Here is a 22,724-nt window from a genome sequence, read left to right as displayed (position 1 = left end):
TGATATATAATTCTTTGGTAGTCAATCCATAAAACATATTATGAAGCAATACATCCCATACTATCCGTATAAAGGAATGAGGTGACCAATTTGAAGAAAAAGAAGATAATCATTCCATTAGTCATTGCAGGAAGTACAATCGTACTCTCATTTATTGGCTATCTGACGATTTTATTTTTAGGACATTATGTCATAGATGAAAAGAAGCTTGTATTTCACGCTTCCTCCAAAATCATTGATCAGAATGGAAAAGAACTCACAAGCATGTATTCAGAAAATCGGGACCCTGTGTCCTTAAAAGAGGTGCCTGATAAAGTAGCGAAAGCTTTTGTAGCTGTCGAGGACAAGCGTTTTTATGAGCATCACGGAATTGATGCACAGTCTATTTCAAGGGCAATTTATCGAGATATATTAGCAGGAGGCAAGGTAGAGGGCGGCAGTACAATTACTCAGCAGCTCGCAAAAAATATTTTTCTCACAAATGACAAAACCTTTCTTCGAAAAACAAAAGAAGTCATTATTGCTATTAACTTAGAAAGAGATTATTCAAAGGATAAGCTGCTTGAGATGTATTTGAATCAGCTATACTTCGGCCATGGTGTTTATGGTATTCAGGCAGCAGCCAATTATTACTTTAGTAAGGATGTCAAAGATTTAACGGTCAGCGAAGGTGCCACGCTCGCTGCAATGCCAAAGGCACCATCTTCTTACTCGCCTGTTTTACACCCTGATAAAAATAAACAAAGGCGGGACACCATCCTGAATTTAATGAACGAACAAGGATATTTGTCTTCCACAGAAACAGTAGAAGCAAAAGGGAGAACACTAGGTATTCATTTGAAAAAGAAATCAGAAACGCCTTGGGTGGACAGCTATGTTGATCTCATCATTAAAGAAGCAGAGTCAGAGTATGCCATTTCACATGAACAATTGCTTCAAGGCGGCTATACCATTACAGTTCCGATTGATATGAATCTGCAAAAAACCGCATATGATGCGATGAAAAACAACCGTTATTTCCCGGGAAAAAGCGGTTCTCCGGAAGGCAGCGCCGTATTTATTGATAACGAGTCTGGTGGAGTGAAAGCAGCCATCGGAGGACGAGAATATCAGGCTAGAGGCTATAACAGGGTGACGGCTGTTAGGCAGCCGGGATCTGTTTTTAAGCCAATCGCGGTTTACGGTCCGGCAATGCAGGAGAAAAAATTCAGACCTTATTCATTGCTTGAAGACAAAGAAAAAAGCTATGACGGCTATTCACCTAAGAATTACGATGGGCAGTATGAGGGAAGTGTCACAATGGTAGATGCCCTTATGAAAAGTAAAAATACTGCTGCGGTGTGGACGTTAAGCAAGCTGGGCATTGATACGTCGAAATCATATCTTGAGAAAATGGGGATAGATATCTCGGATAAAGGACTAGCCATGGCGCTTGGCGGTTTAGAAAAAGGAGTTTCTCCATTACAGATCGCTGGAGCCTTCCATACATTTGCAAATGAAGGCGTATATAAAAAGCCTTTCTTTATTCAGAAAATCACCAATGATGAAGGAGAAACGGTAGAAAAGAATCGTGGTAAGCAAGAACGAGTGTTTAGCGTGCAGAATGCTTGGAATATGACAAGAATGCTTCAGCAAGTCGTCAAAGGCGGGACGGCCCAGAGCGGTTCATACGCTGGAGATTTAGCAGGTAAAACAGGTACCACCACATATTCGGGTGTGAAAGGTGCAACAAAGGATGCTTGGTTTGCCGGCTATACGCCTAGTACAACGGGTGCGATTTGGATGGGGTATGACAAAACCGATAACAGCCACTATTTAACTGGGGGCAGTCAATACCCAGTGCAGCTGTTTAAAGATATTTTAACAACAGCTCAAATCACTAATGAAACGTTTGAAAAACCAGAGGGAATAAAAGAGCTCGAGTCGCCTATCCATTTAGAGGGACTATCAGGATTTGAAGCCCGCTATGCGTTTAAAATCAAAGGGTTGTTTACATTAGAGCTGTCTTGGGACAATCAGGAGGATAAACGCATTGAATACCGTATCTATGAAAAGAGAAATGGTAGTGAGACGCTGATCGACACAGTGACAGGCGTGGGCAGCTATACAATGCCGTATGCCAATGTGTTTTCAAATGCAGAGTATAAGGTTGTTCCATATAATACCCAAACGCAGGAAGAAGGCGAAGGCAGTGCGTATATCAAGCCAGAGGCTTTTGGACGTTAATATTCGGCGATTTTTTGAACATTGAGCCGCTTTAGTATACCGTTCCTTGAAAACGCGGTATAGTAAAAGCAGTGTTTGAGCCTTATACAAAGAGAGTGTAAGGCGAAAGGTGGAATGAAAGGTAATGGGAAAAACGAAGGTTTTTAATGACACGTTCTTAAAGGCGTGTAAAGGGGAAAAAACAGACCATGTACCAGTTTGGTATATGAGACAGGCAGGACGCTCACAGCCTGAATATCGTGCCCTGAAAGAAAAATACGGGCTATTTGAAATTACGCATCAGCCAGAGTTATGTGCTTATGTAACAAGACTTCCTGTAGAACAATATGGTGTAGATGCCGCTATTTTATATAAAGATATTATGACCCCGCTTCCGGCTATTGGAGTGGACGTTGAAATTAAAAATGGAATTGGACCTGTGATTGATGCACCAATTCGATCAAAAGCAGATATCGAACGTCTTGGGGAACTTCATCCTGAAGAAGACCTGCCATATGTGCTTGATACTATTCAGCTTTTAACGAAGGAACAGCTGAATGTTCCACTCATCGGTTTTGCTGGCGCACCATTTACGATGGCAAGCTATATGATTGAAGGCGGCCCATCTAAAAATTATCATAAAACAAAGGCGCTGATGTACAGTGATCCTGAGGCTTGGATGCTGCTCATGAACAAATTAGCTGATATGACGATCACGTACATACGCGCGCAGGTAAAAGCAGGGATCAGTGCATTTCAAATCTTCGACTCATGGGTTGGCGCTCTAAATGCAGCAGATTACCGGACATTCATTAAGCCTGTCATGCAGCGAATTTTCACAGAGCTGAAGTCTGAAAACGTACCAATGATTATGTATGGAGTGGGTGCAAGCCATCTAGCGAAAGACTGGCATGATCTGCCGCTTGATGTGGTTGGACTGGATTGGCGTATGAGTGTAGACGAAGCGAGAAAAGAAGGGCTCACAAAAACGTTACAGGGGAACCTTGATCCAACCATCTTACTTGCTCCTTGGGAAGTCATTGAAGAAAGAGCAAAAGATATTTTAGATCAAGGAATGAAATCAGATCACTTTATCTTTAACTTAGGTCATGGGGTATTTCCTGATGTTTCACCAGATACGTTAAAGAAGCTGACAGATTTTATTCACGATTATTCAGCGAAACATAAAAAATCATCCATCTAAACTATTTCTACTGATCTGAAGGAGTGTTGGTTGTGGAGAAAAAGAAAATGGGACTTCTTGTCATGGCATATGGCACCCCATATAAAGAAGAAGATATTGAGCGTTATTATACACATATCCGTAGAGGCAGAAAGCCGGAGCCAGAGATGCTGCAAGATTTGAAGGATCGCTACAAGGCAATTGGCGGTATTTCTCCTTTATCAAAAATTACCGAACAGCAGGCAAATGGTTTGTGTGATCATTTGAACGACATCCAAGACGACATTGAATTTCATGTCTACATTGGTTTAAAACATATTGAGCCATTCATTGAGGATGCAGTTGCAGAGATGCACCGGGACGGTATCACAGAAGCAGTGAGTATTGTTCTTGCACCGCATTTTTCAACCTTTAGCGTGAAATCGTATAACAAGCGTGCACAAGATGAGGCAGACAAGCTTGGCAATCTGAAGATTACGTCTGTTGAAAGCTGGTACGATGAGCCAAAGTTTGTGGACTATTGGGTGAAACAAGTGAAGGATACGTATGCATCAATGAGTGAAGAGGAAAGAGAATCGGCAGTGCTCATTGTGTCTGCACACAGCCTTCCTGAAAAAATTATCGCAGCAGGAGATCCATATCCTGATCAGCTTGCACAATCTGCCAAAATGATTGCAGAAGGTGCAGGAATTGAACATTATGAAATTGGCTGGCAAAGTGAAGGCAACACGCCTGATCCATGGCTTGGACCAGATGTTCAAGACTTAACACGGGATCTATTCGAACAAAAAGGCTATAAAACGTTCGTATATGTGCCTGTTGGGTTTGTCGCTGACCACCTTGAAGTGTTATACGACAACGATTATGAATGTAAAGTCGTAACAGATGAAATCGGTGCAGCCTACTATCGTCCAGAAATGCCAAATGCGAAACCAGCATTTATTGATGCTCTGGCAACTGTCGTATTAAAGAAGCTTGACGAAAGCAAGTAATTATATAAAAGAAGGCGATCCTATGCATGACAATCAAAAACACCTTGTCATCATTGGCGGTGGCATCACTGGTTTAGCCGCCGCCTTCTATTTGGAAAAGGAAGTCGAAGAAAAAGGTCTTCCCATTCAAATATCTCTTATTGAAGCGAGCCCTAGGCTAGGTGGAAAAATACAAACATTATATAAAGACGGCTACATCATTGAACGCGGACCTGATTCATTTTTAGAAAGAAAGGTTAGTGGACCGCAGCTGGCGAAAGATGTAGGTCTCGCGGATCAGCTCGTCAATAATGAAACAGGGCAAGCGTATGTACTAGTCAATGAAACCCTTCACCCGATGCCAAAAGGCGCTGTCATGGGTATTCCAACTCAAATCAGCCCATTCATCACAACCGGTCTTTTTTCAGTTGCAGGAAAAGCGAGAGCCGCAATGGATTTCGTACTGCCAAAAAGCAAACAGACAGAAGATCAGTCGCTCGGTGAATTTTTTAGAAGACGTGTCGGTGATGAAGTAGTTGAGAATTTAATCGAACCTCTTCTATCAGGCATTTATGCAGGTGACATTGACCGTCTCAGCTTAATGTCCACCTTCCCGCAGTTTTATCAAACAGAACAGAAGCATCGCAGTTTGATTCTTGGGATGAAAAAATCACAACAGCATGCGAAAGCGCAGCAAGTGACAGCGAAAAAACAAGGGCAGTTCCAAACGATCAATCAAGGACTTCAAGCGCTTGTTGAAGCAGTAGAAAGCAAGCTCAAGCTGACAACGGTTTATAAAGGGACAAAAGTGAAGAAGATTGAAAAAACAGATGGAGGCTACGGCGTGCATTTAGACAGCGGTCAAACGCTTTTTGCCGATTCAGCCATTGTGACAACTCCGCATCAATCGATCTATTCCATGTTTCCAAAAGAAGCGGGGCTTGAGTACTTGCATGATATGACATCTACTTCTGTTGCAACGGTTGCACTCGGTTTTAAAGAAGAGGATGTTCATAATGAATACGACGGCACTGGTTTTGTCATCTCAAGAAACAGTGATTTCTCTATCACAGCCTGTACATGGACGAACAAAAAATGGCCGCATACAGCACCTAAAGGAAAAACGCTATTGCGTGCATATGTAGGGAAGGCTGGCGACGAATCAATTGTCGAGCAGTCAGACCATCAAATCGTCAGCATCGTGCTGGAGGATTTGAAAAAAATCATGGATATTAAAGCAGATCCAGAACTGACGACAGTGACTCGCTGGAAGACGAGCATGCCGCAATATCACGTCGGTCATCAAAAAGCCATTTCGAACATGCGAGAAACGTTTAAGCAATCATACCCTGGTGTTTATATTACAGGTGCTGCTTTTGAAGGTGTCGGAATTCCTGATTGTATTGATCAAGGAAAAGCCGCTATTTCAGAAGCTGTATCTTATCTATTTTCATAAAACAAGCTCCCTTTTCTATCAAGGAAAGGGAGTTTTTCATGTTCGAATAATTCAAAAAGAGTTGTGAATCATAAAAGTGAACAAAGTTGTTGCATCCGGTGAAAAGGATGTGGTATATTACTTTCTGTACTTAATGACCAAAACGTTCAAATAGTCATTTTGGGAGTGAGATCATGAGTGTTGATAGGAGACAAATGATTTTAGATGGGGCCACGAAGGCATTTACTCAATTCGGGTATAAAGCAACCACAATGGACCTTGTGGCGAAGCTTGCCAACGTCGGAAAAGGAACCATTTATACCTTTTTCAAAAACAAAGAAGAGCTGTTTGATGAAATTTTCACATCCCTTTTAATGGAGATGAGAAAAATTGCGGATGAAGCAATAGATGAGGAGAATAGTTTCTCTGAAAACCTTCACTTAGCACTCTTTGCAATATTGGAATTTCGAAAAAACCACCAGCTCACAATCAAAATCTTTCAGGAAAATGCGGAGCTTGGCACGTCAGCGGTCAAGGAAATGATTGAGAAGATGGAGCAAATGATCATTCGCTATATCAAAACGAAAGTAAAAGAAGCGATTGATAAAGGCGATATTAAGCCATGTGATCCTGAATTGACTGCATTTGTGATGGTGAAACTATATATTGCACTTATTTTTGATTGGGAAAAGCGATACGAGCCTTTAACAAAAGAAGAGGTGGCCGAGTCGCTGGAGCTTTATGTACTCAAAGGACTTTCAGCAGCAACATAATTTTTTTTAAGTTCAAATGACCAAATTCTAAATTTAGTCATTCATCTATGGGAGGAAAACAGCAATGAATTTAATTCGGAATCAATGGAAAGACATTGTGACGAGCAAAAAACTACTGATCCCGATTTTAGCTGTCTTATTTATTCCGCTGATTTACAGTGGCGTATTTTTAAAAGCGTACTGGGATCCATATGGTACAGTTGATCAATTGCCTGTAGCGGTTGTCAACTTGGATGAAGGCAGTCATTATGACGGGAAAACACTGCATGTCGGCGATGATTTAGTGAAGGAATTAAAGAAAAACGATAATTTCAAATGGAACTTTGTCGATAGTCAAGAAAAGGCAGTGAAGGGATTAAATAATGAGGATTATTATCTCGTCGTGGAAATACCAAAGGATTTCTCGAAAAATGCAAGTACAGTCCTTGATAAACATCCAAAAAAATCGAATCTGAAATATTATACGAATCCAGGCGCCAACTATGCGGCGTCACAAATTGCGAATAATGCCATTATCAAATTAAAAGATTCGGTTTCAAAGGAAGTCACAAAAAATTATGCTGAGGTCATTTTTGATAACTTCAAAACGATTGCAAAAGGCTTAGATCAAGCAAGCGATGGTGCGAAGAAAATTGATGACGGAACAAAAAATGCAAAAGATGGCAGTAACAAATTAAAAGACAATCTAGCAAAATTGGCTGAAGGAACGTTAACCTATAGCGAAGGTGTTCATCAGTTTGCTGGTAAAATGGGTGAACTGAACACAGGAATACAATCTCTTGACAGCGGTCTTGGCCAGCTCTTAACAGGCTATCAAACCATCGATCAGAAATTTGGAGAGCTTGGTACAGGGATTGATACATTGACTGAAGGGTTAAACACAAGCCGCGAAGGCCATCAGCAGCTCGCTTCTAAAATGCCGCAATTTACAGCGGGCATTGAGCAGCTAAACAACAAAGCACAATCTTTTTCAGAAAAAATCGAAGCAGTAGAAAAAGTCTTGTCGTCACCAGAATTAGCGAATCTTGAAAAGATGGCGCCTAAACTCGATCAGGTGAAAAAAGATGCAAAAACGTTTAGTACAAAACTGGCTTCATTAAAAGAAGCGTTATCGAATCGAGATGCTAAAGTAAAAAGCATCATCCAAAACAGCTCAATGACGGATGAAGAGAAAAAGGCGGCAATGGATCAGCTTGATAGTCTGCCTAAAATCGAATTGCCTGATCTGTCTGGACTTGAACAAAGCTTAGCGGCCTTGCAGGAACTGCCTGATGCAAGTGAGGTTCAATCTGCGGTTGCTTCTGCAAAAGCTCAGCTGCAGCAAGTGAAACAGCTGCCAAAGAAAACGGAACAGCTGTACACGTCTACAGTCGCGATACAAAATGCGATTGATCAAATGACTTCTGGTACAAATAAATTGTATCAAGGTGCACTGAAGCTTCAAACAGGTCAAGGCCAATTACAAGATGGTCTGCAGACAGCAAATGGAAAGCTTGATACAGCGAAAAGCGGTGCAGATAAGCTTGCCAATGGTTCAAGCCAGCTAAGCGCAGCGTTAAATAAGCTGGAAAGTGGTTCAACGAATATTCAAAGCAACACATCTAAGCTTGCTGAAGGTTCAAAATCACTCGATAAAGGATTGGGAGATTTAAAGAGCGGTACAGGCAAGCTGTCCGATAAATTAAAAAGCGCCGCTGATGAAACAGGAGAAATTGATGCGGGTCAAGACAACTACAATATGATTGCGAGTCCCGTGAAAACAGAAAATGATACAGCGAAAAAGATCGATAATTATGGTACAGGGCTCACACCTTATATTTTATCGATGGGACTCTTTGTAGGGGCTCTCATGCTCACTGTTGTATTCCCAATGAAAGACCCTGCTGGACGCCCTAGAAATGCATTTGAATGGTTTGTCAGCAAATATAGCGTGCTCCTATTTGTCGGTATTCTTCAAGCAGTCATTGCAAGCTCCATGCTCATCTTTGGGCTTGGCCTTGAAGTGGAAAGCCTCTGGCGCTTCTATCTCTTTGCGATCATCGTCAGTCTGACATTCTTAGCGATTATTCAGCTGCTGGCGACAACTATGGGGAACCCAGGACGCTTCATTGCTGTTATTATCTTGGTTCTTCAGCTCGCAGCAAGTGCTGGTACATTCCCGCTTGAGCTTGTGCCGAAATTCTTCCAAGTCATTCATAGTCTGCTTCCAATGACGTATACAATCAATGGATTTAGAACGATCATTGCAAGCGGTGATAACAGCTATTTATGGCACCAGGCAGCGATCCTTGGAACAGTTGCGATCATCATGATGGCGGCAACAACAGCATACTTTGCTTGGAACGTTAGAAAAATGAAACAGGACGAAGCTTAATCTATGAATCCTTTCTCTTTTTAGAGGAAGGATTTTTATTTGAAATTAGACATCTCGAACCTGAAGCGATATATTTTAAGAAGAGATGCTGAAAAAGGCATACATGGAAGGAATTGCTTTTAGACAAAGGAGGAAATGCCGAATGACAACTGAAGTAAATGAAACCGTTCAGCTGATTCAAAAGCTCGTATCGATCCCAAGTCCATCAGGAAATACAGAAAAAGTGATCGGCTTTGTTGAACGCTTTTTACAAGATTTGAATATTGAGACAAAACGAAATCGAAAAGGTGGATTAATTGCCACCATCAAAGGAACAGATGACAAGGAACACCGCATGCTGACAGCGCATGTCGATACGCTCGGTGCGATGGTTAAGGAAATTAAATCAAATGGACGGCTTCGTCTTGCACTCATTGGAGGCTTTCAATATAACTCAATTGAAGGCGAATATTGTGAAATTGAAACAGCATCAGGCCATACATACACAGGAACCATTCTTATGCATCAAACATCCGTTCACGTCTATGCGGATGCTGGAAAAGCGAAACGAAACCAAGAAAATATGGAGATTCGTCTTGATGAAAAGGTGAAAAATGCAGACGATGTCAAAGCACTTGGCATTCAAGTAGGGGACTTTATCTCATTTGATCCGAGAGTGGAAGTGACGTCTTCAGGTTTTATTAAATCAAGACATCTTGATGACAAGGCAAGTGTGGCGCTGCTTTTGCGGCTCATCCACCGGATTCAAAAGGAAAACATCACATTGCCGCATACGACGCATTTCTTAATTTCCAATAATGAAGAGATTGGCTACGGCGGAAACTCGAATATTCCTGAAGAAACGGTGGAATATCTCGCTGTAGATATGGGCGCGATCGGTGACGGTCAATCAACAGATGAATACAGTGTATCGATTTGTGTAAAAGATTCGAGCGGCCCTTATCACTATGGACTACGCAAACATTTAGCCGCATTAGCAGAAGAGAACAACATTGATTACCGCCTTGATATTTACCCTTATTATGGCTCTGATGCATCAGCAGCTATTAGAGCAGGGCATGATATCATTCATGGACTGATTGGTCCTGGTATAGATTCCTCTCATGCTTTTGAAAGAACACATGAAGATTCACTTGTCCATACAGCGGATCTCCTTTACCACTATGTCCAATCAACATTAATCACAGCATAAAAAAAGAACCCCGATAGAAGGGGTTCTTTTTGATTAGCTTGACAGCTGTGTTGGTTCAGGTACATCTTGTCCAGTCATCACACGATGTCCTTTTTCAGGGTCATACTGCCCTTCCCATTTAGACATGACAACAGCTGCAAGTGCATTACCTGTTAAGTTCACAACAGTCCGCGCCATATCCATGATACGGTCCACACCTGCAATAAATGCAAGACCTTCAGCAGGTACACCGATTGTTCCTAATGTTGCGAGTAATACAACAAATGAAGTACCAGGAACGGCAGCCATTCCTTTAGAAGTTACCATCAGCACAAGAACAAGTGTAAGCTGCTGGACGATCGTGAGGTCAATGCCATATACCTGTGCAAGGAAAAGCGCTGCAATGGCTTGATACAAGACGGAGCCGTCCAAGTTAAACGTATAACCGATTGGGATAACAAACGAAACAATCCCTTTTGGACATCCGATGCGCTCCATTTTATCCATGACTCTTGGTAAAACTGTTTCAGAGCTGGATGTACTAAAGGCAAGAAGCATCTCGTCTTTCATGTAAGCAAGAAATCTGAAAATATTGACGCCAATCATCTTTCCGATAATTCCGAATACAACGATAAGGAAGAGAGCGAGCGCAAAATAAACAAGACCTACAAGCTTACCTAATGAAATAAGAGATTCAAGACCAAATTTTGATACCGTCACACCAATGAGTGCGAATACACCAAATGGCGCAGCTTTCATCACAATATTGACGACATGGAACATGGCATGTGATACACCTTCGAAGAAGGCGAGCACTGGTTTGCCGCGTTCACCAATGGCTGAAACACCAAGTGCAAATAGCACAGTGAAGAAAATAATTGCAAGCAAATCACCTTCCGCCAACGATTGGAAGAAGTTCGTTGGAACGATATGAAGGAACGTATCAGCAACTGATTTGCTGCTTTGCTCTTTTTCCGTTTCAACATACTGGCTAATATCTTGTTTTTCCGTATTTCCAAAGTCAACGCCTGCACCAGGTTGTACAAAGTTTGCAAGTACAAGACCAAGGATAATCGCAAATGTTGTGATAATTTCAAAATAAAGAATGGTTCTAAAACCAAGTTTCCCTACTTTTTTACCATCACCCGCACCTGCAACACCTAAAATTAAGCTGGATACGACAATTGGTATGACAATCATCTTGATGAGTCTTAAGAAGAAGTCTCCAATTGGTTTTAAGTATGTCTCGACACCTGGGTTACCGAAAAAGATCGCCCCAACAACGACACCGAGAATAAGACCGATTAGGATTTGAGTAGCCAATCCAAATTTTAATTTTTTCATAGATTTCCTCCCTAACATATTCATTAAAGGAATATTCCCATCATATTAAGTTTTAATATATAAATTAAAGTATAACTAAAATTAAAGAGGTTCGTCCACGATAAAATTATATTAAGAAAATACAAAATTATTAGAAAAAATAGACATTTAGAACCTCCTTCATTGTTTTGAGTCAATAAAAAGTGTCTTCAGAACTAAAACTCATCATATGAAAATACTAAAAAACCCTTTTGTGACAGGGGTTTTACCTTTTTACCTATTTTTCAGAAAAAATAAAAAGCACTTTTGACTCCAACTGACGGCGGAGGAAAAAAGTGCTTTTTTATTCAATTTATTTCCTTATTTAAGATAACTTACTTGTGAGCATTCCTCACATTCATTACCGTAACACTCGTGCTGTTCCATTAAATCATTTCCACATTTTGTGCATTTCTTTGAGGGCAAATTTCTAAAAAACTCTGTGATTTTTCCTAGCATTTGTCATCCTCCAATACGTTTTGTTGCTATCATTGTATTATAACAGATTGATGATTGTCAAACTGTTTTGCAACAATAGGCAGGAAGAATGCTTTTTCCATGAAAAATGGGTATATTGTAAGGAGGGGAATTTTAGAAAAGGAGGGAAAAATGAAGATGAAATTAACCGTGATTGGATGCTATGGAGGGTTTCCGGCAGCTGGTGAAGCGACATCAGGCTACCTTTTTGAATCAGATGGATTTCGTCTTCTTGTAGACTGCGGAAGCGGTGTTCTTTCAAAGCTTCAGCAATACATTGATATAGAAGAACTAGATGCTGTTCTCCTTTCTCATTATCACCACGATCATATTGCAGATATCGGACCACTCCAATATGCGAAGCTAGTGGGATATCATTTAGGAAAAAGCAGCGGTCCGCTTCCGATCTATGGACATACTGGTGATCAAGAAGCATTTGGACGGCTTTCTGATGATGTACATACAAAGGCAAAGCCCTATCAGCCGGAAGAAGGAATTCAACTCGGACCATTTCAAATTGATTTTTTGAAAACGGTTCATCCGGCAGAATGCTATGCGATGAGAATTCAGGCAGAGGATGCTGTGGTCGTGTATACAGCAGACTCAAGCTATCAGGACGCATTTATTCCATTTAGCAAGGGGGCAGATCTGCTCATTGCCGAAAGCAATTTTTACGCTGGACAAGATGGATCAGGTGCAGGACATATGAACAGTACGGAAGTAGGGAAGATTGCAAAGGAAGCAAATGTTGGGGAACTCATCATCACCCATCTGCCCCATTTTGGCCGTCATAAAGACCTAGTCAATGAAGCACAGGCGTTATATACTGGCAGTATACAGCTTGCCCATTCAGGGCTTAGATGGAACAAGGAAGGAAGATAGAGATGCTGTTTATCGATAACGAACAACATTATGATCCAATGATTAATTTGGCAATTGAAGAATATTGCTTAAAATATTTAGATCCAGAAGAAACATATTTACTGTTTTACATCAATCAGCCGTCAATTATTATTGGAAAGAACCAAAATACAATAGAAGAAATCAACACGAAGTATGTGGAAGACAACGGAATTAAAGTCGTGCGCCGCTTATCCGGCGGTGGTGCAGTTTACCATGACAAAGGAAACTTAAACTTCAGCTTTATTACAAAAGATGATGGAGACAGTTTCCATAACTTTAAAAAGTTCACGGAGCCAGTCATCAAAGCGCTTGAAAAGCTAGGCGTTAAAGCTGAATTGAGCGGCAGAAATGACATCATGGCAGATGGACGTAAAATTTCTGGAAATGCCCAGTTCGCAACAAGAGGACGTATTTTCAGTCATGGCACACTGCTATTTGATTCAGAAATTGAACATGTCGTTTCGGCTTTGAATGTGAAAAAAGAAAAGATCGAATCAAAAGGCATCAAATCGATTAGAAGCAGGGTCGCCAATATTAGTGAACTGATGGATCAAAAAATGACAACAGAAGAATTTAGAAAAATTCTTTTAAGCTACATTTTTGATACAAATGGGGACGTGCCTCAATATCGCCTGACTGAAAAGGATTGGGAAAAGATTCACGAAATTTCCCGAGATCGCTATCAAAAATGGGAATGGAACTACGGACGTTCACCGAAATTTAATTTGCAGCATTCTAAGAGATTCCCTGCAGGCTCCATTGATTTGCGGTTAGAAGTGAAAAAAGGGATGATTCAGGATTGCAAAATCTTTGGTGATTTCTTTGGCGTAGGGGATATTGCCGATATTGAAAAGAGACTCATTGGCCAGCAATATGATCGTAAAACAATTAGCGACGTATTAGAAGATATGGATATGCGCCATTATTTCGGTAACGTATCAAAAGAGGATTTTCTTGATTTGATTTATTAATTGCGGGAAGGCACGGCTAGAGATAGCGGTGCTTTTTTGATTGAGGGAAATGAAAGCGATTTACATTTGATCTTGTGGATTTTTTCGATTGTCTATTATAATAGAAAGGAGGAATGTTTGGCCATAAAATGAATGGTCATTCATTCATTGATGACACGTAAGGGGTGGGAGAATGGATTTGATCAAAAATCTTCAGCAGACGGCGATGACGAAGGGAGAAAATATCGCACTGATCTTTGAAGGAAAGAAGTGGACCTATCGAGAGCTGATGACAAGTATCGAGCGTTTTGCAGATGGATTAGTCAACGAAGGGTTTCAAGCTGGGGATCATATTGCGCTTATTTTAGGGAATTCACCGCATTTTGTCATTTCTTTTTTTGGCGCATTAAAGGCAGGGGTAGTCGTTGTACCTATTAATCCAACATACACACCTAGTGAAATTGGATATATGCTCGTCACAGGCGATGTAAAAGGCATTGTGGCACCTGAACAGCTTCTGCCAGTGTACGAGCAGGTGTATGAACAGCTTCCGTCCATTGAAAAAGTCATTATTTGTGCAGAAAATGAATCGGCGTGCAGATCAAGCTTCAAGGAAGTATCTGATCGGCTTGTTTTCTTTGGAAAACTTGTGTCAGGTGCTGCGAATGAACACGTACATCCTTCCATTCATCCAGATGATACCGCAGTTATTTTATTTACATCTGGCACGACAGGAAAACCAAAAGGTGCCATGCTCACTCATCTCAACCTTTATTCAAATGCCAGAGATACCGCTGAGTATTTATCGATTGACGAAAAGGACAAGGTCATTGCCGCTTTGCCAATGTTCCATGTTTTTTGTTTAACAGTCTGTATGAATGCACCGTTGATGCATGGCGCGACGATTTATGTTTTGCCGCATTTCAGCCCATCAGAGCTTTTGCGCATGATGGAAAAAGAGAAGCCAACGCTATTTGTTGGTGTTCCTACCATGTATAACTATTTGTACCGCCAGGAGGGGCATAATGAAGCGATGTCTTCCGTAAGGATCTGTATATCAGGCGGTGCCTCAATGCCTGTTGCCTTACTCCATGGATTTGAGGAAAAGTTCGGAGTGACGGTCCTTGAGGGCTATGGGTTATCAGAGGCATCTCCAGTGACTGCATTCAATCCTCTTGATGGAAAAAGAAAGCCGGGTTCTGTCGGGACTGACATTATGAATGTGAAGAATAAAATTGTGAATGAACTTGGAGAAGAAGTTGGTCCTAATGAAGTCGGAGAGCTCATAGCAAAAGGGCCAAACATCATGAAAGGCTATTATCAAATGCCAGAAGATACCGAAGCTGCACTAAGAGACGGCTGGCTGTATACTGGTGATTTGGCGAGAAGAGACGAAGAAGGATATATTTATATTGTCGATCGGAAAAAGGATATGATTCTTGTTGGCGGTTATAATGTTTATCCAAGAGAAATAGAAGAAGTACTTTATCAACATGAAGCTGTAGCAGAAGCCGTCGTTATCGGTGTGCCAGACCCAAACACAGGAGAGGCAGTCGTCTGTTACATTTCCCCTAAGAAACATGCTCACATTAATCAAGAAGACATCATCACACATTGTTCACGCTATTTAGCGAAATATAAGCAGCCCCAAACGATCCATTTCATAGATGATATTCCAAAAAACACAACAGGTAAAATTTTAAGAAGAGCGCTAAAGGAAAAGTATCAAGCAGAAGAAAGTAAATAAAAAAGGGAGTCTCTGATGAGGAGGCTCCCTTAGCATGTAGACAAATCCTCGCATTCAAGGCGTTCTATTACGCTGAAAGAAGACAAAGGGCTAAAAAGATATTTTAGCTCTTTTGAATGGCTTCTTTTAACTGTCTCTGAAAAGATTTCGATTGTTTTTCATTCAGTTCATAAAACGTCCCATCGACTAAAAAAACGACCTGTGATCGGTTGGTCCAAAGCTGAAAGGAGGTGCCATTTGTTCGTCCGAACATCACCTTGGCGATATAATCGGGTTTTTTTAAATTTTTCTTGAGATGATTGCTTGTTTGTTTGCCTTTATTTAATTCTTCAATTAAATCTTCTGCTGTGTCCTTATCATCTATTTCATAAGAGATGGATTCATTCGCTGGCGAGAGCAGCAATTTTTCTGTTCGATTCTCATCAAAGATTTCGCTCGTCCGGCTGAACACATAAAAGAAGGTGATTAATATAAGTCCAAAAATCACAACTCCTGCAAGGATTTTCTTCATTTTGATCCTCCAACTCACTGTTTTACATGTAGCTTCTCCGATTTTTGAGTCGCATAATCATTTTTTTCGCGAAAGCTTTTTCAGATGGGGCATGCTATGATGGAGCCACATGAGACGGGTTCTAAACGAAAAAATGCGTGATTAGAATAGAGAGAGGAATGGAAAGGAGGCTGACCTGTGCGAGTACGTAAATGGGTAGCTCTTGCAACGGTAGCATACATATTGTACGGTCTTTTTATTTATTCGTATCTGTTTCTAATGGGGGATTCATCAGTACCCGAAAGTGTAAAAGGGACAAGTGCAGATCCGCATACTTTTATGACAAGTCATGAGCTTTTGATCAGCGAGAGTTTCTCGAATATACGAAACCTGCTGTATTTCATAACCATCCCATTAGATTGGTATGTCTTTTTCCTTTTGCTCATTTCAGGGTTTTCACGGAAAATAGCAGACTGGAGCCTGGCAGCAGCTCGTTTCACGTTTTTAAGCAAACTTGTGTATGTGTTTGTGCTGTCGCTTTTAACAATGCTCATTTCATTGCCAATTAAATGGATTGGCTATCAGCTGTCTTTGCACTACGGAGTATCTGCACAAAGTACAGCAAGCTGGTTGAAAGATCAAACGCTGGATTTTTGGATTCAATATCCGCTCCTTGCTCTTTGTACCATTGTGTTCTTTTGGCTGATTCAAAAAAGAAGAAAGCGCTGGTGGCTGTATGCGTGGTGTTTGACAGTTCCGGTCACGCTGTTTCTCTTCTTTATACAGCCAGTCGTCATTGATCCGTTATATAACAATTTTTATCCACTAAAGGATCAAGCTCTTGAGAAGAAGATATTAACGCTGGCAGACAAAGCGCATATTCCGGCAGATCATGTATATGAGGTCAATATGTCTGAGAAAACGAACACGATGAACGCTTATGTCACAGGAATTGGTGAAAATAAGCGCATTGTCTTATGGGACACAACACTGCAAAAGCTGAAAGACCGCGAAATTTTATTTATCATGGCACATGAAATGGGACATTACGTCATGAAACATGTCTATATTGGATTAGCAGGATATTTAGTGTTGTCACTGGCCGGATTTTTTGCCATCGACCGTCTTTATTTTTATCTTTATCAAAAAGGAGCAGCCTCATTTCGACTTAAGGTGTCACACGACATCGCTGCTCTTCCGCTTCTTTTCATCATCGTATCGATGCTGTCATTTGCAGCTTCACCTTTTACAAATGCAGTGTCAAGGCATCAAGAACGGGCAGCCGACGAATATGCGGTGAACATGACAAAAGACGGGGAGGCAGGCGTAACGTCTTTTCAAAAGCTTGCAAAATCAGGGCTGTCTCAGGTAAATCCACCGTTTTTAGTGAAGATATTCCGCTATGGACACCCGACCATGATGGAGAGAATCATGGATATGGAAAAAGCGGCGGAAAAAGAGAAAACGCCGAAAAAGCAGTAATAAATAAAATCCGGCTGGATCAGCCGGATTTTTTTATCACACTTGGTTAGTTAGAAGCCGCTTGAACGTTGATTAACCCTTTTCCATAATAGAATGAGTCACCAAGCGGTGTCGCTGTATTTTCTAAGCGCTGGCGAACCTGTGAATTTGTTAGGTTCGGGTTTTTAGAAAGAATAAGCGCTGCTGCTCCTGCTACATGAGGAGACGCCATAGATGTTCCAGTATAAGAAGTGTATCCACTGCTTGGCACTGTACTTAAAATAGAAGTACCAGGTGCAGAAACATCTAATTCAGGACCTGCGCTAGAAGATGAGTTTCTGACATTGTTACTGTTTACATTGGCAACAGCAATTGTAGACTCGTATTTTGCTGGATAGCCAACTGTACTTCTAGAGCCACTAGAACCTGAATTACCTGCGGCGGCAACAACAACGACTCCACGGTTATTCGCTGTATCAACAGCATTTTTAAGCGCTGTTGAACCGCTTGCTCCGCCTAAGCTCATGTTGATGACATCCATGTTATTGGCTACAGCCCACTCAATACCGCTAATGATCCAGCTGTATTGTCCGTCACCATAACGGTCTAATACTTTCACAGCATATAGGGAAGCGCTTGGAGCGACCCCAAGAACACCAATTGTGTTATCAAGGGCAGCGATGGTTCCAGCTACGTGAGTTCCGTGTGATTGAAAGTCTTGGGTGGCATTTGGCTCTGAAGGGACAAAGCTCGCACCGCCTGCAACATTTAAGTCAGGGTGTGCAGCGTGGATTCCAGTATCAAGGACAGCTACTTTGACATTAGCACCTTTATAACCTTGAGCGTGTACAGCTGGAGCTTTGATTTGAGGGATTCCATAAGGGACGGTTTGTGCATATGCTTCTGCTTTATGGTCTTCTTCTACGTAAGCAATGCTAGGGTCATGTTCAAGTTTTTTGGCGGCTTGTTCGGACATTTTCACTTGTGCAGCATTAATGAGGCGGTATTGTTTTTCTAGTTTTCCACCATTTTGAATGACAGCTTGTTTCTTAGAGCTGTTTGTGGTGGCAGAGGCTTTAAAACCAACAATATAGCTTTTTTCACTATCTGTTTTGGAGACCGTCTCGGCATTTGCCATGGATCCTCCAAACCCTGCTGAAAACAGAAGAGGGACAGCCAATAAAACACTTGTCATCACATTTTTCTTTTTCACGCACATTCCACATCCCTTTTTTCTTATTTCAGAATAATCATCCGTAGTCTAATAGAATGATCCGTTTGATTATTCTGTATATTCAGTTTAAGGGAAGTAGGCAAATAAGAGTAGACCCGAATTTTTGTGAAAGTCCTAGCGAAAATTGGGGAATTAAGTCACTTGGAACTGGTGGTAAAATATGTTTATTCTATCATTTCAGCGATGAACTATTAAAAAGGGAGTGTGCTTTTTTTCTCATGATCCATTTTCGGTTAAATATTCGATACCCGAAATGCCATAAAATAGGTAGAATCGTCTAGCATCTATTTCGAATTTCGATATAAAAAAATATTATTTTATCATTGTTTTTGTCATGAAAAAAAGAACCTGCTAAGATAACAGGCTCTTTAAGAAGGGGCGGATTGAGTTAAATGGCTGACCACGTTGTAATCACGGACCTTCCATTTACCATCTGTCCATTCCACATAATTTAAGCAAGCATTGACAAGTCTCGTGTTCTGTAGACCCATATGTTCATCAGCCAAAGTAGTGAGTAAAGCATGGATAGCAGCACCGTGAGCCACGATCAGGACATGCTGATCTGGATAGGCTGCTCTGACTTTCTCAATTCCTTCTAACATTCGGTTTTGAATCGTCTCTAGTGGTTCCATATTTGGATACCGTTTATCTGGAAACAGCTTTTGCCGCTCCTCAAACGACATGCCTTCAGCGTCACCGTAATCTCGTTCAATGAAATCATCCATGATGACAAGTGGGGCATGGACATGATTTAAAATCAAGTGTGCCGTTTCTTTTGCCCTTATGAGTGGACTGGAAATGACAACATCCCAATGGACATCCTTTAAGTAAAGTCCAGTTTGTTCAGCCTGCCATTTACCTGTGTCGTTTAAAGGGATGTCTGTTCGTCCTTGAATTCGTTTCGCTGCATTCCAATCTGTTTCCCCGTGTCTGACTAGGCAAATTGTTGTCAATCAAATCCCGCCTTTTCTACCTTTTCTTCTATTATACTAAAGCAGAAGAAAAAAGACTGTATTAGCGATTTGTCAGGCTTGTTAAGGATTCGACGGAGCTTGCGACTTGAGACACCGTTTGTTTGACTTCTTTCAATTCGTTCAGGAAGGTCTGAAGGTCAATTTCAATTTTTCCGTTTTGGTTTTTGCTTAAGTTCATGCTGCTGACGATATCATCAAAGAGTGAATTGATTTGTGTCATTTTTTCTTTACTGTCTGTCACAAGTAAATTCACGTCTGCAATGTGCTGAGACACGATGGCGATTTGTGAATTGGTATTGTTGACGAGTTCAGATACAGTTGAAACCGTTTTCTTCGTGTCCTCTGATAATTTGCGCACCTCGTTTGCAACGACAGCAAAGCCTTTTCCATGTTCACCTGCTCGTGCAGATTCGATTGAGGCATTTAAAGATAACAAGTTCGTCTGCTCTGCAATGCCTGTGACAATCCCAAAGATTTGTTCAATTTGTTTGGCGATTTCTTCAAGGCGCTTAATTTCTGTTTCAATTTTCGTCATGCTGCCATCAATTTGATTCATTTGTGTTTGCTGAATTTCTAATTCTTTTTTACCGCCGATTGATTTTTCTTCGACCTGTGCTGAAATTTGTGTTCCAGCTTGTGACATGTCCGCCATCTCATCCGATTTTGAGACAAGCTTGTCGACTGCATTTGTTGTGTTTGAGAAGAGCGAAGCAAGCGAATTTGAAGTCTCCGTGATTTTTGTATGAAGCTCCTGCTGCTGCTCTTCTGCTTCATCACGAATTTTAGAATATTCATTTTGGAATGTATCTAGGACAAGCTGCTGCTCTAAATTTAAAATTTTCGTTGTCGCTTTGACTGCTGTCTGATATTCTTTGAAATCTTGGATATGATGAGCGAATAAATCCATAATTGATAGCAGAAGGTCTTGGAATGCTGCCATGTACCATTTAGGCTGGAGTCCAATTCGTAAATGAACTTGCGCAATTTTAATGCGTTTTGCCACATAGGTCTCGTCAATCACACCTGCAAACATTTCGCTAATATGAATGCGGAGTGTTTTTTTCAAACGATCGACAGAACTATTGTCTTGAATGATATGCATCAAGGAAGACTCGACTTCTAAATTTTTATAAAACTTATCAACAATATGTGCAATATCATCCTGAACAATTGGATTGAGCTGCTTTAATATAAATAGGTCATGCTGCGTCAGGTCGATCATTTTGATTTGTTTGGCGATGTCCGTATTGTTCGAGAAGTTGATTCGTTTTATCTCATCATCCTGCTGTGTGAAAAAAGCAGTGTTTTTTCTTTTCGGTTCTTTTTTAAATAACAATGTGTTTGTCCCCCCATAATCATCAAAAATATCAGACTTTATGTTTTTTATCGGATAATATTGGATTTTTTAAAGGGAAACGAGTGAAATTTTACTGTTCTATATATGACCTTTTTAGTGGTTTCTTAGCAGGGCCTTCTACTACTTCTCCAGTAATGGAAAAACGTGAACCGTGACACGGGCAATCCCAAGTGCGGTCACTATTATTCCAAGCCACTTCACAACCTAGGTGACTACACGTTGTATCGACAAGAAAGACATTCCCATCCTCTGATTTAAAGGCGCCGCACTTTTTATGCTCATACGAGATAATGCCGCCCTCGCCTGGTTTTAAATCATCGATCGTTTGGTCAGTTTGTTTGAATTTACCACTGATCAGCTTGGCGGCGACATTGGCATTTTCTTTAACGAAATCTTTGACGAAAGAGTCAGTAACAGGTCTTGATGGTGTAAAGATTGATTCGTATGGATTCGATTTTCCTTCAATTAAATCACCGATAAGAGTGGCTGCGACATGGCTTGTGGTCATGCCCCATTTTCTAAAGCCGGTAGCTACAAAGATATTTTGGTGGTGTTTGGTCAGGCGGCCAATGTAAGGGATTTGATCCATTGTAACCATATCGTGAGTCGACCAGCGATACAGCACTTCTTCTATTCCAAGAGTGGCGTCTCCAAACGTTTCTAGTCCTTTATAGTGAGCGGATTCATCTCCGCCTTGTCCGGTTTTATGGCCTTCTCCTCCGATGAGGACTACTTCTTCACCGTGCCATTCTGCCGTTCTTAAAGAGTGAGCAGGCTGGTCAATTCCTAAGTACATTCCGTCTGGGAGTGATTTGGTTGTTCTAGCTGCTACGACATAAGACTGCTCTGGATGAATTCGGGTGAAATAAAGTCCTTTCCCATCATAAAAAGGAAAATGTGAGCATGAAATGACATAGCGCCCTGTCAGATGATGTCCGCTTTTTGTGACGACAGCAGGCCGGTTCCCCTCTTTTACATCAACAGCGGTTGTTTGTTCAAAGATACGTACACCTCGCTCTAGGAGCTTGCTGATTAGTGCATTGAGATAATGAAGGGGATGAAACTGTGCCTGCTTGGTCATCGCAAGAGCTGCTTTGATGTCAGCATCAAAAGGAAGCTTTGTTTTCCATTCACGGTCAATACCAAGCTGTTTGTAGGCATCTAATTCCTTCTTTAATTTTTTTACACCGCTTTCTTCCTTTGTATAAAGGTAAGCATCTTTTATCTCTAGCTGACAATCGATGTCGTGCTCTTTGACACGAGCTTGAATGAGGTCTTTTGCTTTCTCATTTGCTTCTACATACAAACGTGCTTTTGGCATCCCAATCTGTTGAATCAGTTCATGGTAGTATACATCATGCTGTGAGGTGATTTTAGCTGTTGTGTGTCCGGTCGTGCCTTGCAGCAATTGATCGGCATCAATGATGATCACATCTAGTCCTCGCTCTGTCATTTCAAACGCCGCTGCGATACCGGTAATACCGCCGCCGACAATGATCACATCTGCTGTGAGATCCTCACTGACAGCAGGAAAAGAATGTTTCTGACTGTCCGCCAGCCATAACGATTTTGCCTGTTCCATTCCTTTATGTTCTTGTTCCATGTTGTCGCCTCCACTTGACTTGTTGTGTATAATTTTTCCACAATGCTGAAAATC

The 22,724-nt window shown here is 41.1% G+C and carries 18 protein-coding genes and 1 pseudogene; 11 read left to right on the top strand and 8 right to left on the bottom strand.

The annotated features are described in order from the left end of the window. Positions 1 to 81 precede the first annotated feature (81 nt). From JVX94_RS09470 to JVX94_RS09440, 7 genes are all read left to right on the top strand, one after another. Positions 82 to 2,226, top strand: coding sequence for a transglycosylase domain-containing protein (locus JVX94_RS09470; protein ID WP_238409474.1), 2,145 nt, complete (start codon positions 82 to 84; stop codon positions 2,224 to 2,226). A gap of 124 nt (positions 2,227 to 2,350) precedes the next feature. Then, positions 2,351 to 3,409 carry a uroporphyrinogen decarboxylase gene (gene hemE / locus JVX94_RS09465; RefSeq protein WP_111290207.1) on the top strand — a complete coding sequence of 353 codons (1,059 nt, stop codon included), beginning with the start codon at positions 2,351 to 2,353 and terminating at the stop codon, positions 3,407 to 3,409. A gap of 32 nt (positions 3,410 to 3,441) precedes the next feature. Continuing rightward, positions 3,442 to 4,380: a ferrochelatase gene (gene hemH / locus JVX94_RS09460; protein WP_048238403.1), complete on the top strand. Its 939-nt coding sequence runs from the start codon at positions 3,442 to 3,444 to the stop codon at positions 4,378 to 4,380. Positions 4,381 to 4,402: 22 nt separating this feature from the next. Then, positions 4,403 to 5,815, top strand: a complete 1,413-nt coding sequence (gene hemY, locus JVX94_RS09455; protein ID WP_111290205.1) for a protoporphyrinogen oxidase — start codon at positions 4,403 to 4,405, stop codon at positions 5,813 to 5,815. A gap of 173 nt (positions 5,816 to 5,988) precedes the next feature. After that, the gene (locus JVX94_RS09450) at positions 5,989 to 6,567 is read left to right on the top strand and encodes a TetR/AcrR family transcriptional regulator (protein WP_186318625.1); all 579 of its coding nucleotides are present in this window, start codon (positions 5,989 to 5,991) and stop codon (positions 6,565 to 6,567) included. 64 nt (positions 6,568 to 6,631) lie between these two features. Continuing rightward, a complete protein-coding gene (locus JVX94_RS09445) occupies positions 6,632 to 8,941 on the top strand; it encodes a YhgE/Pip domain-containing protein (RefSeq protein ID WP_144470075.1) in 2,310 nt (769 codons plus the stop codon). 142 nt (positions 8,942 to 9,083) lie between these two features. Next, positions 9,084 to 10,133 (top strand): M42 family metallopeptidase, encoded by a 1,050-nt coding sequence (locus tag JVX94_RS09440; RefSeq protein WP_095408130.1) that lies wholly within the window; start codon positions 9,084 to 9,086, stop codon positions 10,131 to 10,133. 33 nt (positions 10,134 to 10,166) lie between these two features. Here JVX94_RS09440 and JVX94_RS09435 read toward each other — a convergent pair whose 3' ends face one another. Both JVX94_RS09435 and yhfH read right to left on the bottom strand, forming a co-directional pair. Further along, positions 10,167 to 11,456, bottom strand: a complete 1,290-nt coding sequence (locus JVX94_RS09435; RefSeq protein ID WP_095408131.1) for a glutamate/proton symporter GltT — start codon at positions 11,454 to 11,456, stop codon at positions 10,167 to 10,169. Positions 11,457 to 11,795: 339 nt separating this feature from the next. Further along, a complete protein-coding gene (gene yhfH / locus JVX94_RS09430; RefSeq protein WP_008359029.1) occupies positions 11,796 to 11,933 on the bottom strand; it encodes a protein YhfH in 138 nt (45 codons plus the stop codon). A 156-nt stretch (positions 11,934 to 12,089) separates the two neighbouring features. On the opposite strand from yhfH, the gene JVX94_RS09425 reads away from it, so the two are divergent. The 3 genes from JVX94_RS09425 (at position 12,090) to JVX94_RS09415 (ending at position 15,551) form a co-directional block, all read left to right on the top strand. After that, on the top strand, positions 12,090 to 12,833 hold the full coding sequence (locus JVX94_RS09425) for an MBL fold metallo-hydrolase (protein WP_205185538.1): 744 nt from the start codon (positions 12,090 to 12,092) through the stop codon (positions 12,831 to 12,833). Positions 12,834 to 12,835: 2 nt separating this feature from the next. Further along, positions 12,836 to 13,825 carry a lipoate--protein ligase gene (gene lplA, locus JVX94_RS09420; protein ID WP_024425472.1) on the top strand — a complete coding sequence of 330 codons (990 nt, stop codon included), beginning with the start codon at positions 12,836 to 12,838 and terminating at the stop codon, positions 13,823 to 13,825. A gap of 172 nt (positions 13,826 to 13,997) precedes the next feature. Beyond that, entirely contained in the window at positions 13,998 to 15,551 is a 1,554-nt protein-coding gene (locus JVX94_RS09415; protein ID WP_095408134.1) for a fatty acid--CoA ligase family protein, read from the top strand. Between the two features lie 103 nt (positions 15,552 to 15,654). Here JVX94_RS09415 and JVX94_RS09410 read toward each other — a convergent pair whose 3' ends face one another. Next, positions 15,655 to 16,062 carry a YhfM domain-containing protein gene (locus tag JVX94_RS09410; RefSeq protein ID WP_203129513.1) on the bottom strand — a complete coding sequence of 136 codons (408 nt, stop codon included), beginning with the start codon at positions 16,060 to 16,062 and terminating at the stop codon, positions 15,655 to 15,657. A 177-nt stretch (positions 16,063 to 16,239) separates the two neighbouring features. On the opposite strand from JVX94_RS09410, the gene JVX94_RS09405 reads away from it, so the two are divergent. Then, positions 16,240 to 17,523: a M48 family metallopeptidase gene (locus JVX94_RS09405; protein ID WP_197198453.1), complete on the top strand. Its 1,284-nt coding sequence runs from the start codon at positions 16,240 to 16,242 to the stop codon at positions 17,521 to 17,523. Positions 17,524 to 17,569: 46 nt separating this feature from the next. Here JVX94_RS09405 and JVX94_RS09400 read toward each other — a convergent pair whose 3' ends face one another. The 5 genes and pseudogenes from JVX94_RS09400 to JVX94_RS09385 form a co-directional block, all read right to left on the bottom strand. Continuing rightward, entirely contained in the window at positions 17,570 to 18,715 is a 1,146-nt protein-coding gene (locus JVX94_RS09400; RefSeq protein WP_186318626.1) for a serine alkaline protease SapB, read from the bottom strand. Between the two features lie 389 nt (positions 18,716 to 19,104). After that, positions 19,105 to 19,689: a histidine phosphatase family protein gene (locus JVX94_RS09395; protein ID WP_111290193.1), complete on the bottom strand. Its 585-nt coding sequence runs from the start codon at positions 19,687 to 19,689 to the stop codon at positions 19,105 to 19,107. A 61-nt stretch (positions 19,690 to 19,750) separates the two neighbouring features. After that, positions 19,751 to 20,266: a methyl-accepting chemotaxis protein gene (locus JVX94_RS19780; protein WP_394336034.1), complete on the bottom strand. Its 516-nt coding sequence runs from the start codon at positions 20,264 to 20,266 to the stop codon at positions 19,751 to 19,753. 240 nt (positions 20,267 to 20,506) lie between these two features. Further along, positions 20,507 to 21,046, bottom strand: a pseudogene (locus JVX94_RS19775) (protoglobin family protein); the annotation flags it as partial. A 91-nt stretch (positions 21,047 to 21,137) separates the two neighbouring features. Then, complete coding sequence (locus JVX94_RS09385) at positions 21,138 to 22,670, bottom strand: FAD-dependent oxidoreductase (protein ID WP_205185401.1); 1,533 nt, start codon at positions 22,668 to 22,670, stop codon at positions 21,138 to 21,140. Positions 22,671 to 22,724: the final 54 nt, after the last annotated feature.

Source organism: Bacillus sp. PDNC022 (assembly GCF_016919285.1).
GTDB classification, from domain to species: domain Bacteria; phylum Bacillota; class Bacilli; order Bacillales; family Bacillaceae; genus Bacillus; species Bacillus safensis.
Note: the sequence above shows the minus strand (reverse complement) of the source record. Positions and strands in the feature narration are given on the sequence as shown.

Excerpts from the sequence above, each read along its gene's own strand:
- yhfH (WP_008359029.1), bottom strand. The coding sequence starts at position 11,933 with ATGCTAGGAAAAATCACAGAGTTTTTTAGAAATTTGCCCTCAAAGAAA.
- JVX94_RS09435 (WP_095408131.1), bottom strand. The coding sequence starts at position 11,456 with ATGAAAAAATTAAAATTTGGATTGGCTACTCAAATCCTAATCGGTCTT.
- lplA (WP_024425472.1), top strand. The coding sequence starts at position 12,836 with ATGCTGTTTATCGATAACGAACAACATTATGATCCAATGATTAATTTG.
- JVX94_RS09415 (WP_095408134.1), top strand. The coding sequence starts at position 13,998 with ATGGATTTGATCAAAAATCTTCAGCAGACGGCGATGACGAAGGGAGAA.
- JVX94_RS09440 (WP_095408130.1), top strand. The coding sequence starts at position 9,084 with ATGACAACTGAAGTAAATGAAACCGTTCAGCTGATTCAAAAGCTCGTA.
- hemY (WP_111290205.1), top strand. The coding sequence starts at position 4,403 with ATGCATGACAATCAAAAACACCTTGTCATCATTGGCGGTGGCATCACT.
- JVX94_RS09385 (WP_205185401.1), bottom strand. The coding sequence starts at position 22,670 with ATGGAACAAGAACATAAAGGAATGGAACAGGCAAAATCGTTATGGCTG.
- hemE (WP_111290207.1), top strand. The coding sequence starts at position 2,351 with ATGGGAAAAACGAAGGTTTTTAATGACACGTTCTTAAAGGCGTGTAAA.
- JVX94_RS09445 (WP_144470075.1), top strand. The coding sequence starts at position 6,632 with ATGAATTTAATTCGGAATCAATGGAAAGACATTGTGACGAGCAAAAAA.
- JVX94_RS19780 (WP_394336034.1), bottom strand. The coding sequence starts at position 20,266 with ATGAATCAAATTGATGGCAGCATGACGAAAATTGAAACAGAAATTAAG.
- JVX94_RS09450 (WP_186318625.1), top strand. The coding sequence starts at position 5,989 with ATGAGTGTTGATAGGAGACAAATGATTTTAGATGGGGCCACGAAGGCA.
- JVX94_RS09425 (WP_205185538.1), top strand. The coding sequence starts at position 12,090 with ATGAAATTAACCGTGATTGGATGCTATGGAGGGTTTCCGGCAGCTGGT.
- JVX94_RS09410 (WP_203129513.1), bottom strand. The coding sequence starts at position 16,062 with ATGAAGAAAATCCTTGCAGGAGTTGTGATTTTTGGACTTATATTAATC.